Source organism: Streptomyces sp. NPDC034111, assembly GCF_055575375.1.
Window position 1 is genome coordinate 940,742 of sequence record NZ_JBVIST010000001.1, and the last position, 14,727, is coordinate 955,468.

Genomic DNA, 14,727 nt, shown 5'->3' on the forward strand with positions numbered 1-14,727 from the left:
CCAGCGGGAAGGATGAGACGTCGGGCTACGCACACGGCTGGGGGCACATACGCATGGGCGGAAGCGGATACGGGAGCGGGAGCAAAGGCGGCAGCAAGGGCGGGGGCGTCGGCAGGCGGCGGGTGCTGGCGGCCGGGGGTGGGGTTGCCCTCGCTGCGGCGTTGGTAACCGGCTGTGGGTCCAACACGGGGCGTGGGGGCGGGAGTTCGGGTTCCGGGATCAGTCAGTGGTACCACCAGTACGGGGAGCCGGGGACCGAGCGGGCCGTGAAGCGGTATGCCGCGGCGTACGAGAAGGCCGAGGTCACGGTGGAGTGGCGGCCGGGGGACTACGACCGGCAGACGGCGGCGGCGCTGCTCACCGACGCGGGGCCGGATGTGTTCGAGGTCAACGGGCCGTTACTGGACCAGATCCAGGGCGGGCAGGTCGTCGATCTGACGGCCGAGATCGAGCCGGTGAAGGACGACTTCAACCAGGCGGTGCTGGCACCGAAGATCTGGCAGGGGAAGGTCTGGGGCATTCCGCAGGTCATCGATATGCAGATGCTCTACTACCGCAAGAGCGCGCTGCGGGACGCCGGGGTGGAACCGCCGCGGACGCTGGACGAGCTGGTGGATGCGGCGAAGGCGGTCAGCGGGAAGAAGAAGCAGGCCAAGGGGCTGTTTCTGGGCAATGACGGTGGGGTGGGGGTGCTCGGTGGGACGCCGTTGTTCGCTGCGGGGCTGAGTCTGATCGGTGAGGACGGGAAGGTCGGGTTCGATGATCCGGCCGCCGCCCGGGCGCTGGGGAAGATCCGGCAGTTGTACGCGGACAAGTCGCTGCTGCTGGGGGCTCCTACGGACTGGTCCGATCCGGCCGCGCTCATCCAGGGGCTGACCGCGATGCAGTGGTCGGGGCTGTGGGCCCTGCCGCAGATCAAGAAGGCGCTGGGGGACGACTTCGGGGTGCTGCCGTTCCCCCAGGACGGCTCCGGCGGCCGGCCCTCCGTTCCCGTGGGCGCGTATGCCTCCGCGGTGAGCGCACGCAGCGGGCGCAAGGCGGAGGCGAAGGCGTTCGCCACGTGGCTGTGGGTGGAACGGACCGACTTCCAGCAGGACTTCGCGCTGTCGTACGGGTTCCACATCCCGGCCCGGATCTCGTTGGCGAAGAAGGCCGAGGAGCTGCGCGAGGGGGCGGCGGCGGACGCGGTGCGGTACGCGACGGAGTACGGGTACGCGGAGCCGCTGTTGTGGACGTCGGCGGACCGTACGGCCTATCAGGACGCGCTGAGCCGGATCATCAAGGACGGCGCCAACCCGGAGAGCGAGCTGAGGGGCGTGGTGCGGAAGGTGAACGCCGAGCTTCAGCGGGTCAAGAAGAAGTGACCAGAGCTGCGACGTTCGGGGCCAGGCTGCTGGGGCCGCAGCGGCGGAATCTGTGGTTCTGGGTGTTCGTCGGGCCGTTCGCGGTTGGGCTGGGGCTGTTCACCTATGTGCCGTTGGTGTGGAGCGTCTACCTCAGCTTCTTCGATGCGCACAACACGGTGAGCCCGAAGGGGTCGGACTTCGTCGGGCTGGGCAACTACGGCGCGATGCTGGGCGATGAGGCGTTTCTCGGCAGCCTGGGGACGTTCCTGCTGTTCACCGCCTTCATCGTGCCCGCCACCTACGCGCTCTCCCTCGCGCTGGCGCTGATGGTCAACCGGCTCCGCGTCGCCCAGGCGTTCTTCCGGTCGGTGTTCTTCCTGCCGACGGCCTGCTCGTATGTCGTCGCGGCGCTGATCTGGAAGCTGTCGATCTTCAACGGGGTGCGGTTCGGGCTGGCCAACACCGTGCTGGGGTGGTTCGGCGCGGAGCAGACCGCCTGGCTGTCGACCACCGATCCGCCCTGGTACTGGCTGGTCATCGTGACCGTACGGCTGTGGCTCCAGGCCGGGTTCTACATGATCCTGTTCCTCGCCGGGCTCCAGCGGATCTCGCCGCAGCTGTACGAGGCGGCCGCGGTGGACGGGGCGCGGCCCGGCTGGCAGACGTTCCGGTACCTCACCTTTCCGCAGTTGCGGGCCACCTCGGTCGCCGTGGTGCTGCTGTTGGTGATCAATGCGTTCCAGGCGTTCGACGAGTTCTACAACCTGCTGAGCGATGCGCGCGGCTATCCGCCGTATGCCCGGCCGCCGTTGGTCTACCTCTACTACACGGCGCTGGGGCGGGATCAGAACCTCGGGCTGGGGAGTGCGGGTGCGGTGATCCTGGCGCTGATCATCGCGGTGGCGACGGTGGTGCAGGCCCGGTGGTTCGGCCTCGGCCGCAAGGGAGAGGACTGATCGGGATGCATACCCGAAGCCAGGGGCGGAGGCAGACGCAGGATGCGCTGACGAGGGCCGGGCGGGCGCTGCGGGTGGTGCTGCTGATCTCGCTCGCGCTGCTCTTCCTGGTGCCCTTCTATCTGCTGGTGCGGAACGGGCTGGCGAGCGAGCAGGACATCACGGCGCCGGACTGGACGTTCTTCCCGCACGAGCTCCGGTGGTCGAATCTGGCCGAGGTCTTCCGGGACCCGAACCTCCCGCTGGGGCGGGCGCTGCTCAACTCCACGCTGATCGCGGTGGCGACGACGGCCGGCACGGTCGTGCCGGCCTCGCTCGCGGGGTACGGACTGGCCCGGATCCCGTACCGGCACGCCAACGCCGTCTTCTACGCGGTCCTGGGGACGCTGATGGTGCCGGCGGCCGTGACGTTCGTGCCGAGCTTCGTTCTGGTGTCGACGCTGGGGTGGATCTCGACGCTGCGGGGGCTGATCATCCCGACGCTGTTCAGCGCCTTCGCCTGCTTCGTCTTCCGGCAGTACTTCCTGGGCTTCCCCAGGGAGCTGGAGGACGCGGCGCGGGTCGACGGGCTGGGCCACTGGCGGACGTACTGGCGCATCGTCGTCCCGAACGCCCGGCCGGTGTTCGCCGCCGTCGGCACCATCGTCTTCATCGGGGCCTGGAACGCGTTCCTGTGGCCGCTGGTGATCGGTCAGGACCAGGAGACATGGACGGTGCAGGTGGCGCTGTCCACGTTCACCACGGCGCAGAACCTCAATCTGCACGAGCTGTTCGTGGCCGCGGCGGTGTCGATCGCGCCGCTGGTGGTCGTCTTCCTGGTGCTCCAGCGGTACATCGTGGCGGGCGTGGAGCGCAGTGGCATCGATGACTGAGGGAGGGGTGCGGTGCGGGAGTGGAAGGTGTTGTTCTTCCGCGGGCCGCTTCTTACTTCCGGGTCACCACACGAATTCGCGGGTAATTGCGGCGCGCGGGAGACCAATCCGTTGTCGGCGCGGGGTGATTCGAAGGATGTCCTCCGCTTCGACAAGGCCTCCGGTGGGGCCGCCACGTTCGACAACGTATGACACACGAATGTCACGTTCCGGAACGTCCGGCACTCGGTGCGGTGTTGCGGCTGCGCGAGCTGCCGGCCGCGGGCGGGGAGGCGAGGGGGCCGATATGGCGGCGGCATACGACAATTTGCCTTCGAAAATCAGGGCGTCGACCGAGGGGGCGCGGGCGGTGCACGACTATCCCCCGGGCTTCGCGCGCTGCCCCTTCGAAGCCCAACTGGCGCCATTCCAGGGGCAGTTCTTGCCGATCATGTCACGCCGGGCGCCCGTACGCCTCCTCCGCAGGGCGCGCGCCGCGCAGCAGGGCCGCGCCCAGCGGGGTGAGGGTGTGCAGCACCGCGTTGCCCTGCCGCAGGGTGTTCAGCAGCCCGGCATCGCGCAGCACGGTGGCGTGCTGGCTGGCGGAGGCCAGTGAGACATCGGCACGGCGGGCGAGTTCGCTGGTGGTGCAGCCGACGCCGATGCCGTGGAGTATCGCGGAGCGGGTCTGGCCGACGAGCCGGCCGAGGGAACGTTCCGGCGCCACATGGGGCGTGAGCTTCGGTGCCTGGTGTTCCACGGGGTAGACCAGGACGGGCGTCAGGTCCGGGTTGTGGAAGGTCACCGGGGTGCGGCGGCAGAAGTACGACGGCAGGAGGAGCAGGCCCCGGCCGTTCAGATGGAGGTCACGGTCCACCGGGTAATCGGCCTCCAGGACCGGCGCGCGCCAGCGCAGCATCGGTGGCAGCGAGGCGAGCAGCCGGTCCGCGCCGCCGTCGAGCAGGGCCCGGCCGCGGGCCGCCCGGTCTGCCTCGATACGGCCCTGGACGCGGGACCAGTAAGGAGCGACAGCCGCCTCGTAGTAGCGCTGGAGGATGCCGGCGAGGCGGCCGAGGGCGCGGCTGTCGCCGTCGGCCATCGCCCGTATCCAGGACGGCAGCGGGCGGGTGGCGGAGGACAGCCGGGAGAGCTCGTCGTGCAGCCGGGCGGCGGGCGTCTCGCGCAGCGCGGCGAGCGCGTCGGACATCCCGAGGAGCCCTTCGGCGGGCGTCAGGAAATCGGGGAAATAGCCGCGCGTGGGCACCAGCGGCGCCAGCAGACGCGCTTCGCCATTCAACCTTCCGCGCGTTTCCGATCGCCATTTGCCGAACGCCGAATCGTCCCGGCGGTCGCGCAGCCGGTGAAAGCTTAAGACCGTCTCCCACAGTGCGTCCGGGCGTGCCGCAATGCGCACACGGGCCAGATCGAGTCCACTGAAATGGACGCGTAACACCGAACCCCCACCCCTGGTTTCCTCAGTCGGCCCCCGGCACGCCTGAGTATGCACGCCAACACGCGCGGTCACCATGCCCTTTTGGCCAGACTTGAAAGTGGTCGCGCGACCCGGCGGGCGAGAGGAATGCTTGTACTCAATTCGACGGCGGCACGACCGGCCCGGACTGCTCGATCCCGTGGGGGGTGATGGGCAAACAACCGGCCGCTCGACAGCCCCGCCGAAGGCCGCCTTCCCGCGCCGACCGGGGTGGCGGCAACTCCCGAGGGGGGAGTCCGGAGAAAGGCGAGGGCGGCACCTCCGCACAGGTGCCGCCCTCGTTCGGCTGTATGGCCGGACCCGGGCCCCGTGCCGTCATCGTCCGCGCGGCACGCCGTGGCCGCGCACCCGCAGCAGCCCCTCCCACGCCTCGGTGTCCCCGGCGTCCACCGCCGTCCCGTAAAGCTCCGCCGCACGGCGCAGATCGCCTCTCTCCTCGGAGAGCTGGGCGAGCGCACCCCACGCGGCCACGTCTCCCAGGACGGTCGCCGTGAGATACGCGCGTTCGGCCCCGTCGAGGTCGCCGCGCTGCTCGCGCACCCGCCCCAGGGCCGTCCACGCCCCGGTGGCGCCGGCCTCCCTCGCCTGGGCCACCGCCGCCTCCGAGCCGTCCCGGTCACCGGCCCGCTCCCGGATGCGGGAGAGCGCGGCCCAGGCTTCCGCGTCGCCGTTCTCGGCGGCGTCGTTCGCGGCCCGCTCGGCGCCCGCCCGGTCGCCCGCTGTCTCTCTGAGCCGGGCGAGCATCGTGCAGGCGTCGGTGTCCCCCTCCATGGCGGCCGCTCCGGCCGCGGCGTCCGCCGCCGCCTGGTCGCCCGTCTCCTCCCGCAGCCGGGCGAGAGCCACCCATGCCTCGGCGTCGCCCTGCCACGCGGCCTTGCGGGCGGCGCGCTCGGCGCCCGCGCGGTCGCCGTTCTCCTCACAGAGCCGGGCCAGTTGGGCCTGCGCACCCACCGACCCGGCGGCGACGGCCCTCGTCCAGGCGTGCGCCGCCCCCTCGGTGTCGCCCCGCTCCCGGCGGAGCCGGGCCAACACGCTCCAGGCCTCCGCGTCCTGGCGCTCATCGGCCTGCGCGGCCGCGCGCTCCGCCCCCTCCTCGTCCTGACCGGCCCAGCGCAGCTGCACCAGGTGGACGAAGGCCGTCATGACCCCGGCGGCGCCGGCCGCGGCATAGGCGCTCTCCGCCGCGGCCCGCTCACCCGCCCGCTCGGACAGCCGTGCCTGCCCCATCAGCCCCCAGGGGTCGCCCGCACCGGCCGCCCGCGCGTACGCCGCACCGGCGCCCCCGGTGTCGCCGGCGCGCTCCCGCAGCCGGGCGAGCGTCAGCCACGCCTGGGGGCAGCCCGCCTCCGCCGCCCTGGTAGCGGTCTCGTCGGCGCCCTCCCGGTCCCCGGCCGCTTCCCGGATACGGCAGAGGGCCGACCACGCCTGCCGCTCCCCCGCACCGGCCGCCTTCCCGTAGGCACGGCACGCACCGGCGCTGTCCCCGCTGCTTTCGCGCGCCGCCCCCAACACGGCCCAGGCGCGCGCACTGTCCGCCGCGGCGCTCTCCGCACCCTCCCGGTCCCCCGCCTCTTCCAGGAGCTGCGCGAGAGCCGGACGCGCCACATCACCGCCCCGCTCCACCGCACACCGGTACAGCCGTACGGCATGGTCGTGGCGGCGGCGGTCCTGCGCCGCCTGCCCCATCGCGTACAGATCGTCGACGGTCCGCGCATGGGCCGCCGCTGCCTCCCACAGCTGCTCGGGCGGGGCCAGGTGCGCGCGCAGCCGCCGTACGCCCTGGTCCAGATAGTCGGCGGGGTGGTACCCGTCGGCCGCCCCGAGGCCCGGCGCCACCCGGTCCGGCACCAGGGCGGACAGCGACCCGGACTGCTCGGCGCACAGACCCCGCACGGCGGTGGCGAACCAGCCGCTGTCGTGCGTGACCCGGGCGGTCGTCGGCAGATATCCGGCCACGGCCTCGGCCAGCAGCTCACCCGGCAGGGCGCTGCCGTGACCGAGGCGCCGCGCGTCGACGGCGGCCGTGACGACCGCGTGCTCGATCTGGGAGAAGGCGTTGCCCGGGCCCGTCTCGTACCGCCGGACCAGCTCCGGCCCACCCGTCAGCTGCTGGATCACCCGGGCCCGTTCACCGTCGCCCGACCACTGCGCCGCCGCGACGGCCGCCCGCATCCGAGGATCCCGGGCGGCGATCTTCCTGGCCTGCCGCAAGTCCCCCAGACCGTCCGGGACATGGATCTCGGCCCGGTACGTCTCCAGAAGGGCGCGCGCATGGGCGTACCGGTCGGCCGTCTCCAGCGCGCGCGACGCCACCTTCCGTGCGTACTCCGGCCACATGGTGCCGATCACGGCCACCGGCGTGACACGGGCGAGGAGTTCGGCGAGGGCACGGGCCGCCTCCTCCCCGGCGGGCTCGGTCAGATGACGCTGCGCCTCGCCCAGCCAGACGACGGTGTGCGCGTCGACGGAGTCCGTCGAGACCCACTCGACGAGCTCGTGCGGGCCGCCCGGCACCAGCACGGGCCAGGCCGGGAGTTCGCTCCGTACGGCCTCGAAGGCGGCGCGTGACTTGCCGGTCGACGACTGCCCGACCAAGAGCGCGAAGACGGACTGCCGGCCCTCGGACGCATGCCGCAGCCGGTCGCGCAGCAGCTCGTCGTGCTTGCGCGCGATATACGGAGTGAGGTCGTCGACGCCGCTGCCGTCGACGGCGACCGCGCGGTGCACCCCGAGCGGAAAGGCGCCCCAGTCCTCGGCCGTGCGCGGGGGCGGCCCCGGGTTCTCCTGGGCCGCGATCCACAACTGCTTGGTCCGCACCACCACATGCTCCGGGTCCCCGGCCCCTCCCGACCGCGCCAGCACGGCGGCCACCGACTCCGCGTCATGCAGCCCGGGCAGTTTCGCGCCGCCCAGGATCCGGTTGACGGTGTCCTTGCCGGGCGCGCCGGGCAGGCCGTCGTCCTCGCCGATCGCTTCCACGATCGCCTCCAGGGAGGGGGTGCCGGCGGCGAGGTAGAGGCGGTACAGAAAGCGCTTGAACTCCCGCAGCGCCCCCGGCGGCAACCGCGGCGGGGCCAGCGGCCGCGGCCTGCGCCCCGGAGCACGGCTTTCGACGCTTCCCATCGCACTTCCCCCGCTCTCCGGCGCATCCCGTCGCCATCCGTCGGCGACCTTCCGCCCGTCGCCATCCTGATCCCGACGACGACAACGCGTCCAGCGGGCGACGCGTAACTCCTCACTCCGGAGGCACAGTTGAACCCCTTCTCCACCCTCATCACACGAGGCACGGCCAACGCCCTGTACCGGACCCTGACGGCGGCCCTCCTCGTCCTCCCCCTCCTGCTGGTCACGCTCGCCAGCGTGCCGGCCCTCGTGGTGCTGCCGTTCCTGCCGGACGGCAGCCGCCGCGCCGACCGCATCGTCCGCCAACTGATCACCTGGACACGGTCGTTGGCCGCACGGGGCAGGGCGTAGGCGGCGTACGCTGAGGTACGGGAACGCGCGCCGAGCGGGAGGAAGCGGGGGATACATGGAACCGATCGTGGACCGGGGTGGGCGGAGCATCACCCACGAGCACCTCTCCGACGTCATGACCGTGGTCACGGTCGTCGGCGAGGTCGACGTCTATACGGCCCCGGTGCTGCGGGAGGCCCTCGTGGAGCTCATCAACCACGGGCACGTCCAGCTGCTCCTCGACGTGAGCGAGGTGGACTTCGTCGACAGCACGGGGATCGGTGTCCTGGTCGGCGCCCTGAAACGGACCTGGGCCGTCGGAGGCCTGGTCGGCATCGTCAATCCTCAGCGCCACCTGAGATGGCTCCGGATTGCCGAGCTGGCCAAGATGTTCCCGGTGTACAGCTCCGTCGCCCAGGGGGAGGAACTCCTGCCTCGGGTCATCGCCGCCCTCAACCAACGAGGCGGTGACGCCACCCCCGCCCGGCAGATCGCCTGAGGGTGTCCGAGGGCATGTAGGGAGTCACACGACCGAGGGCGGCACCTCCGCACAGGTGCCGCCCTCGTTGGGGTTCCGGAGCCGACGGCCGGGCCGGTGAGGGTTTTTGGGGTGCCCTACCGCCGGGTTCCGGTGGTTCTCGGGGCACCGCGGACGCGCTCGGCGCCCGCGGTGCCTTCATGGGTCAGCGGCTGTCGCTGCCCTTCGACTCGGCCGCCGCGCGGCCCGCCTCCAGCCGTGCGACCGGGATGCGGAACGGGGAGCAGGAGACGTAGTCCAGGCCCACCTCATGGAAGAAGTGGACGGACTCGGGGTCACCGCCGTGCTCACCGCAGACGCCCAGCTTGAGGTCCGGACGGGTGGCCCGGCCGGCCGCGGCGGCGTTGCGGACCAGCGAGCCCACACCGTCCTTGTCGATGGTCTCGAACGGGCTGACGCCGAAGATGCCCTTCTCCAGGTACGCGGTGAAGAAGCTGGCCTCGACGTCGTCGCGGGAGAAGCCCCAGACGGTCTGCGTGAGGTCGTTGGTACCGAAGGAGAAGAAGTCGGCGGACTCGGCGATCTGTCCGGCCGTGAGGGCGGCGCGGGGCAGCTCGATCATCGTGCCGAGGGTGAGCTTGAGGCTGACGTCGTAGGCCTTCTCGACCTCGGCGATGACCCGCTCGGCCTCCTCGCGGACGATCTCCAGCTCCTGGACGGTGCCCACCAGCGGAATCATGATCTCCGCACGCGGGTCGCCCTTGGCGTTCTTGCGCTCGGCGGCCGCCTCGGCGATCGCCCGCACCTGCATCGCGAACAGACCGGGGATGACCAGGCCGAGGCGTACACCGCGCAGACCCAGCATCGGGTTCTGCTCGTGCAGCTTGTGCACGGCCTGGAGGAGCCGCAGGTCGTTCTCGTGCTTCTCGTGGCGGGCCTCGGCCAGCGCGACCCGCACCGACAGGTCGGTGATGTCGGGCAGGAACTCGTGCAGCGGCGGGTCCAGCAGCCGTACGGTCACCGGCAGCCCGTCCATCGACTCGAACAGCTCGAGGAAGTCGGCCTTCTGGAGCGGCAGCAGCTCGGAGAGCGCGGCCTCCCGGTCGGCGTCGGTGTCGGCGAGGATCAGGCGCTCGACCATCTCCCGGCGCTCACCGAGGAACATGTGCTCGGTGCGGCACAGGCCGATGCCCTGGGCGCCGAACCGGCGGGCGCGGGCGGCGTCCTCGGCGTTGTCGGCGTTGGCCCGTACGCGCAGCCGGCGCACCCGGTCCGCGTACGCCATGATCCGGTGGACGGCCTTGACCAGCTCGTCCGCGTCGTCGGCGCCGGCGTGCATCCGGCCCTCGAAGTACTCCACGACCGGGGACGGCACGACCGGCACCTCACCGGCGTAGACCTTGCCGGTGGAGCCGTCGATGGAGACGACGTCGCCCTCCTCGATGACGGTCCCGTCCTGGGTCGTCATCCTGCGGGACTTGGTGTCGACCTCCAGCTCCTCGGCGCCGCAGACACAGGTCTTGCCCATGCCGCGGGCGACGACGGCGGCGTGCGAGGTCTTGCCGCCGCGGGAGGTGAGGATGCCCTCGGCGGCGATCATGCCGTTGAGGTCGTCGGGGTTGGTCTCACGGCGGATCAGGATGACCTTCTCGCCGGAGCGCGACCACTTGACGGCGGTGTACGAGTCGAAGACGGCCTTGCCGACCGCCGCGCCCGGGGAGGCGGCGATACCGCGGCCGATCAGCTCGGACTTCGCGCCGAGGTCGAAGCGGGGGAACATCAGCTGCGCCAGCTGCGCGCCGTTGACCCGCTGGAGGGCCTCGGCCTCGTCGATCAGGCCCTGGTCGACGAGCTGGGTGGCGATCCGGAAGGCGGCACCGGCGGTGCGCTTGCCGACCCGGGTCTGGAGCATCCACAGCTTGCCGCGCTCGATGGTGAACTCGATGTCGCACAGGTCCTTGTAGTGCGTTTCGAGCGTCTCCATGATCTGCATCAGCTCGTCGTACGACGCCTTGTCGATCTGCTCCAGGTCCGCGAGCGGGACCGTGTTGCGGATACCGGCGACGACGTCCTCGCCCTGCGCGTTCTGGAGGTAGTCGCCGTAGACGCCCTGGTGGCCGCTGGCGGGGTCGCGGGTGAAGGCGACGCCGGTGCCGGAGTCCGGGCCGAGGTTGCCGAAGACCATGGAGCAGACGTTGACGGCCGTGCCGAGGTCGCCGGGGATGCGCTCCTGGCGGCGGTAGAGCTTGGCGCGGTCGGTGTTCCACGAGTCGAAGACCGCGCGCACGGCGAGGTCCATCTGCTCGCGCGGGTCCTGCGGGAAGTCCCGGCCGGTCTCCTTGGCGACGATGTCCTTGAAGTGCGCGACCAGGCTCTTGAGGTCGGCGGCGTCCAGCTCGACGTCGACGCGGACGCCCTTGGCCTGCTTGGCCTCCTCCAGCGCCTCTTCGAAGAGCTCGCCGTCGACGCCCAGCACGGTCTTGCCGAACATCTGGATCAGCCGGCGGTACGAGTCCCAGGCGAACCGCTCGTCACCGGCCTGCGCGGCGAGGCCGGAAACCGATGCATCGGAGAGGCCGATGTTGAGGACGGTGTCCATCATGCCGGGCATGGAGAACTTCGCCCCGGAACGCACCGATACGAGCAGGGGGTCGTCGGCCTGGCCGAGCTTCTTGCCCATCTTCTGCTCAAGGGCGTCGAGGTGCTCGGAGACCTCGGCACGCAGTGCCGCCGGCTCGCTGCCGCTCTCCAGGTAGACCTTGCAGGCCTCGGTGGTGATCGTGAAGCCCGGAGGGACGGGAAGCCCCAGGTTGGTCATCTCGGCGAGGTTCGCGCCCTTGCCACCGAGGAGGTCCTTGAGCTCCTTGTTGCCCTCGGTGAAGTCGTACACGAACTTCACGGACGAAGGCTGGGTTACGTGGGGATCTTGTGTTTCCGGCACGGCACTGACTCCTCGCCGACGGGCTGCCCTGACGGCGAGGAACATACCCAGATCGAAGGCGCATGGGTACGTCCACTTGGTCGACATACGTGCGTAACCAACCGTCCGCCAGCAGATCGAAAGTGATCACGCGATCAGGCGACCATTCATTACCTGAATGCATCACTCCGCTACGCATCCGGATGAGGCGGATTGTGCTACGCACTGCGACGAACGAGTTGATCAGTCGAACACATGAAGCGTGGCACCCGGTGCCACTATTGGAGAGGTGGAGCCCACCTATTAACGCTCATCTGAGCGCAACCCCTATCAGGGGTGGCGAGAATCACGCGCTCATGTGTGACCCGGTCCCATCATTTGGACCCCCTATCGGGCTACGTGATCAAGGAATGCATCGACCAGAGCGTGCGCCCGCTCCCGTACGGACGGCAGATCTGCGCACAATTCGGCCACCAGCCGCTCCGGATCGGCGCCCACCTCGGCCGCGATCTCCGCCCCGCCGTGGTCGAACCAGGCCTGGAGCACCTCCGGCGTCAGCTCCGGATGGAACTGCACCCCCATCGAACGGCCGCAGACGAAGGCCTGTGAGGCGGTGTCATTGCGCGCCAGCTCCCGGGCGCCCGGCGGCAGCAGCCAGCGGTCACCGTGGAACTGGAACCACGGGCCGGGCCCGATCAGTTCCGGCGCATCGGTGGTGATACGGCTCCAGCCCAGCTCGAAGCGCGGCGCGGCCTCGACCTCCCCGCCGAGCGCCGCGGCCAGCGCCTGCCCGCCGAAACAGATGCCGAGCACGGGTATGCCGGCCTGGTGCGCCGAGCGCAGCAGCGCCAGTTCGGCCTCGATCCAGGCGTTCTTCCGCGCCACCGACCACGGGGCACCGAGCGTCAGGATCAGGCCATAGTTCCCGGCCGGCGGGAAGGCCACCTCAACGTCCGGGTTCGTATACCGGTCGGCCGGCACAACGAGCAGTTCGTCGAGTTCATGGCCCCGCTGGGCCAGCCGCTCACCCACGTGGCCCGCCGTGGACAGATGATCGTGGGCAATGACCAGTGCGCGCATATGTGATCCCCTCCCGTGCGCCAGGAAGCCGCTCCGGTACTCCGCGACGCGGGCCGGGGCCCGGCGCACGCTTCAAGTCAGCTGTTCTCGACAAGAGTTGGGCCATCGGTGTGGTGGGCCGCCCGGCGGCCGCTGCGGCGCGGCCGCGGGTCCTGGCCGTCCAGCAGCTCCAGCCGCCGTTCCTCGCCGCGGGTCTCGACCTGCACCACGACCCGGCGCAGCAGCTCCGCCAGGTCCAGCGCCTCGTCGTCGCTCAACGCCGCGGTGACGAAGACCTCTTCGGCATTGAACTCCGGGACGATCCGGGCCATCAGCCGCTCGCCCTCGGGGGTGAGGGAGAGCAGGGCGAGCCGTCCGTCGGCCGGGTGCCCCTTGCGTTCCAGCAGGCCCCGGCTCTGGAGGGTACGGGCGACGCCGGTGAGCGTGCCCTTGGAGATACCGGCCTCCTCGGCGACCCGGCGGGTCTCCCGCTCGCCCCCGACCCACACCACCCACAGCACGACGAACGAGGTCCAGGTCAGCTCGGCACCGCGCAGCACGGAGTTCTCGAAGTGCTGGCGCACGGCGGCCGCGGCGCGGTAGAGGTGCGCCACCGCGGCCCGCTGCTCATGGCGGAGCGGGGTGTCGCCAACCTTGGCCTGTACGGCCTTCTCGGTGTCACCGAGGCCCCTGATGCCTTCCGTTGCTCCGGTGACTCCCGTGGCTCCGGCGGCTCCCATGGCTCCGGCGGAAGGGTCTCCGTTCTCCACAGCTCTCCCTCGGCCCGTATCCCGTACGGACTCGAACGGTAGCGCGGAGTCCGCCGCCCCGCCCGTCGTCCGTACGCCGGGCCCGGAAGCGCCGGGCATCCCGGGCGCCCGCTCCCCGCAGCCGGGCCGGTGCCGCTCGCTGCCCGGCCCGCCGAACCGGGGCGGGCCGGCTCAGCCGCCGGACGTGTCCAGCTCCGCGTCCGCGTCCACGCCCCGGCAGTCGTACGGGTCGTCCAGCCAGCCGTCCGGGAGGACCACACGGTTGCGGCCCGAGGTGCGGCCGCGCGGGCCGTCCGCGCCGGCCGGCCACGGCTGGTCCAGGTCCAGCTCCGACAGCAGGGCGTCCAGTTCGTCGAGCGAGGAGGTCACCGCGAGGCTGCGGCGCATCTCGGAGCCGATCGAGAACCCCTTGGTGTACCAGGCGACATGCTTACGGAAGTCGATCACGCCGCGCGTCTCGTCGCCGATCCACTCGCCGAGCAGGGTGGCGTGCCGCAGCATCACGGCCGCGACCTCCTTGAGCGTCGGCTGCGCGAAAGCGACATCACGGCCTCCGGCCTGGGGTCCCGTGCCCTCGAAGGCGGCCACCAGATCGCCGAAGAGCCATGGCCGCCCGAGGCAGCCGCGCCCGACGACCACCCCGTCGCAGCCGGTCTCCCGCATCATCCGCAGGGCGTCGTCGGCCGACCAGATGTCGCCGTTGCCGAGCACCGGGATCTCGGGGACGTGCTCCTTGAGGCGCGCGATGGCATCCCAGTCGGCGGTGCCGCCGTAGTGCTGGGACGCGGTCCGCCCGTGCAGCGCGATCGCGGTGATGCCCTCCTCGGCCGCGATCCGCCCGGCGTCCAGATAGGTGAGGTGATCGTCGTCGATGCCCTTGCGCATCTTCATGGTCACCGGCAGCGCGCCCGCGTTCGCCACCGCCTCGCGCAGGATGGAGCGCAGCAGGTGGCGCTTGTACGGCAGCGCCGAGCCGCCGCCCTTACGGGTCACCTTGGGGACCGGGCAGCCGAAGTTCAGATCGATGTGGTCGGCCAGGTCCTCTTCCGCGATCATGCGGGCGGCCTTGCCGACGGTGTCCGGGTCGACGCCGTACAGCTGGATCGAGCGGGGCTTCTCGGTCTCGTCGAAGTGGATCAGCTGCATGGTCTTCTCATTGCGCTCGACCAGCGCCCGCGTCGTGATCATCTCGCTGACGAACAGGCCCTTGCCGCCCGAGAACTCCCGGCACAGCGTCCGGAACGGGGCATTGGTGATCCCGGCCATCGGCGCGAGGACCACGGGCGGCGACACCGCGTGCGGACCGATCTGGAGCAGAGCCATGGGGCTGTTTTCCTCGACTTCCTTCGACTGCCTTCGGAGCCCGCTTTCCTCGGAGTCCGTTCCCTCGGAGTCCTCGTTC

At 71.1% G+C, this 14,727-nt stretch carries 10 protein-coding genes and 1 pseudogene; 5 read left to right on the plus strand and 6 right to left on the minus strand.

The annotated features are described in order from the left end of the window. Positions 1-53: 53 nt before the first annotated feature. Genes ACZ55A_RS04195 through ACZ55A_RS04205 form a run of 3 tightly spaced genes read left to right on the plus strand, consistent with a single transcriptional unit; the run spans position 54 to position 3,174 of the window. On the plus strand, positions 54-1,364 hold the full coding sequence (locus ACZ55A_RS04195; RefSeq protein ID WP_468832923.1) for an ABC transporter substrate-binding protein: 1,311 nt from the start codon (positions 54-56) through the stop codon (positions 1,362-1,364). Then, positions 1,361-2,302, plus strand: coding sequence for a carbohydrate ABC transporter permease (locus ACZ55A_RS04200; protein WP_468832927.1), 942 nt, complete (start codon positions 1,361-1,363; stop codon positions 2,300-2,302). Before ACZ55A_RS04195 ends, ACZ55A_RS04200 begins: the two co-directional genes overlap by 4 nt. A 5-nt stretch (positions 2,303-2,307) precedes the next feature. After that, a complete protein-coding gene (locus tag ACZ55A_RS04205; protein ID WP_468832931.1) occupies positions 2,308-3,174 on the plus strand; it encodes a carbohydrate ABC transporter permease in 867 nt (288 codons plus the stop codon). Positions 3,175-3,607: 433 nt separating this feature from the next. On the opposite strand, the gene ACZ55A_RS04210 is transcribed toward ACZ55A_RS04205, so the two are convergent. Then, a complete protein-coding gene (locus tag ACZ55A_RS04210) occupies positions 3,608-4,450 on the minus strand; it encodes an ArsR/SmtB family transcription factor (RefSeq protein ID WP_468832935.1) in 843 nt (280 codons plus the stop codon). A 510-nt stretch (positions 4,451-4,960) separates the two neighbouring features. Beyond that, a complete protein-coding gene (locus ACZ55A_RS04215) occupies positions 4,961-7,768 on the minus strand; it encodes a tetratricopeptide repeat protein (RefSeq protein WP_468832940.1) in 2,808 nt (935 codons plus the stop codon). Positions 7,769-7,897: 129 nt separating this feature from the next. Between ACZ55A_RS04215 and ACZ55A_RS04220 the strand changes: the two genes are divergently transcribed. Next, positions 7,898-8,119: a hypothetical protein gene (locus tag ACZ55A_RS04220; RefSeq protein ID WP_468832944.1), complete on the plus strand. Its 222-nt coding sequence runs from the start codon at positions 7,898-7,900 to the stop codon at positions 8,117-8,119. 115 nt (positions 8,120-8,234) lie between these two features. Further along, a pseudogene (locus ACZ55A_RS04225) lies at positions 8,235-8,510 on the plus strand (STAS domain-containing protein); the annotation flags it as partial. A 271-nt stretch (positions 8,511-8,781) separates the two neighbouring features. Here ACZ55A_RS04225 and ppdK read toward each other — a convergent pair. The 4 genes from ppdK to dusB form a co-directional block, all read right to left on the minus strand. Further along, positions 8,782-11,517, minus strand: a complete 2,736-nt coding sequence (gene ppdK / locus ACZ55A_RS04230) for a pyruvate, phosphate dikinase (RefSeq protein ID WP_468832949.1) — start codon at positions 11,515-11,517, stop codon at positions 8,782-8,784. Positions 11,518-11,883: 366 nt separating this feature from the next. Continuing rightward, entirely contained in the window at positions 11,884-12,576 is a 693-nt protein-coding gene (locus ACZ55A_RS04235; protein WP_468832953.1) for a type 1 glutamine amidotransferase, read from the minus strand. 77 nt (positions 12,577-12,653) lie between these two features. Then, positions 12,654-13,295 carry a MarR family winged helix-turn-helix transcriptional regulator gene (locus tag ACZ55A_RS04240; RefSeq protein WP_468832957.1) on the minus strand — a complete coding sequence of 214 codons (642 nt, stop codon included), beginning with the start codon at positions 13,293-13,295 and terminating at the stop codon, positions 12,654-12,656. Positions 13,296-13,496: 201 nt separating this feature from the next. Beyond that, the gene (dusB, locus tag ACZ55A_RS04245) at positions 13,497-14,648 is read right to left on the minus strand and encodes a tRNA dihydrouridine synthase DusB (protein ID WP_468832962.1); all 1,152 of its coding nucleotides are present in this window, start codon (positions 14,646-14,648) and stop codon (positions 13,497-13,499) included. Between the last annotated feature and the right edge of the window lie 79 nt (positions 14,649-14,727).

What these genes read in the sequence shown, in the direction of transcription:
- dusB (WP_468832962.1), bottom strand. Translation starts at nt 14,648, where the DNA reads ATGGCTCTGCTCCAGATCGGTCCGCACGCGGTGTCGCCGCCCGTGGTC.
- ACZ55A_RS04195 (WP_468832923.1), top strand. Translation starts at nt 54, where the DNA reads ATGGGCGGAAGCGGATACGGGAGCGGGAGCAAAGGCGGCAGCAAGGGC.
- ACZ55A_RS04205 (WP_468832931.1), top strand. Translation starts at nt 2,308, where the DNA reads ATGCATACCCGAAGCCAGGGGCGGAGGCAGACGCAGGATGCGCTGACG.
- ACZ55A_RS04235 (WP_468832953.1), bottom strand. Translation starts at nt 12,576, where the DNA reads ATGCGCGCACTGGTCATTGCCCACGATCATCTGTCCACGGCGGGCCAC.
- ACZ55A_RS04215 (WP_468832940.1), bottom strand. Translation starts at nt 7,768, where the DNA reads ATGGGAAGCGTCGAAAGCCGTGCTCCGGGGCGCAGGCCGCGGCCGCTG.
- ACZ55A_RS04240 (WP_468832957.1), bottom strand. Translation starts at nt 13,295, where the DNA reads ATGGGAGCCGCCGGAGCCACGGGAGTCACCGGAGCAACGGAAGGCATC.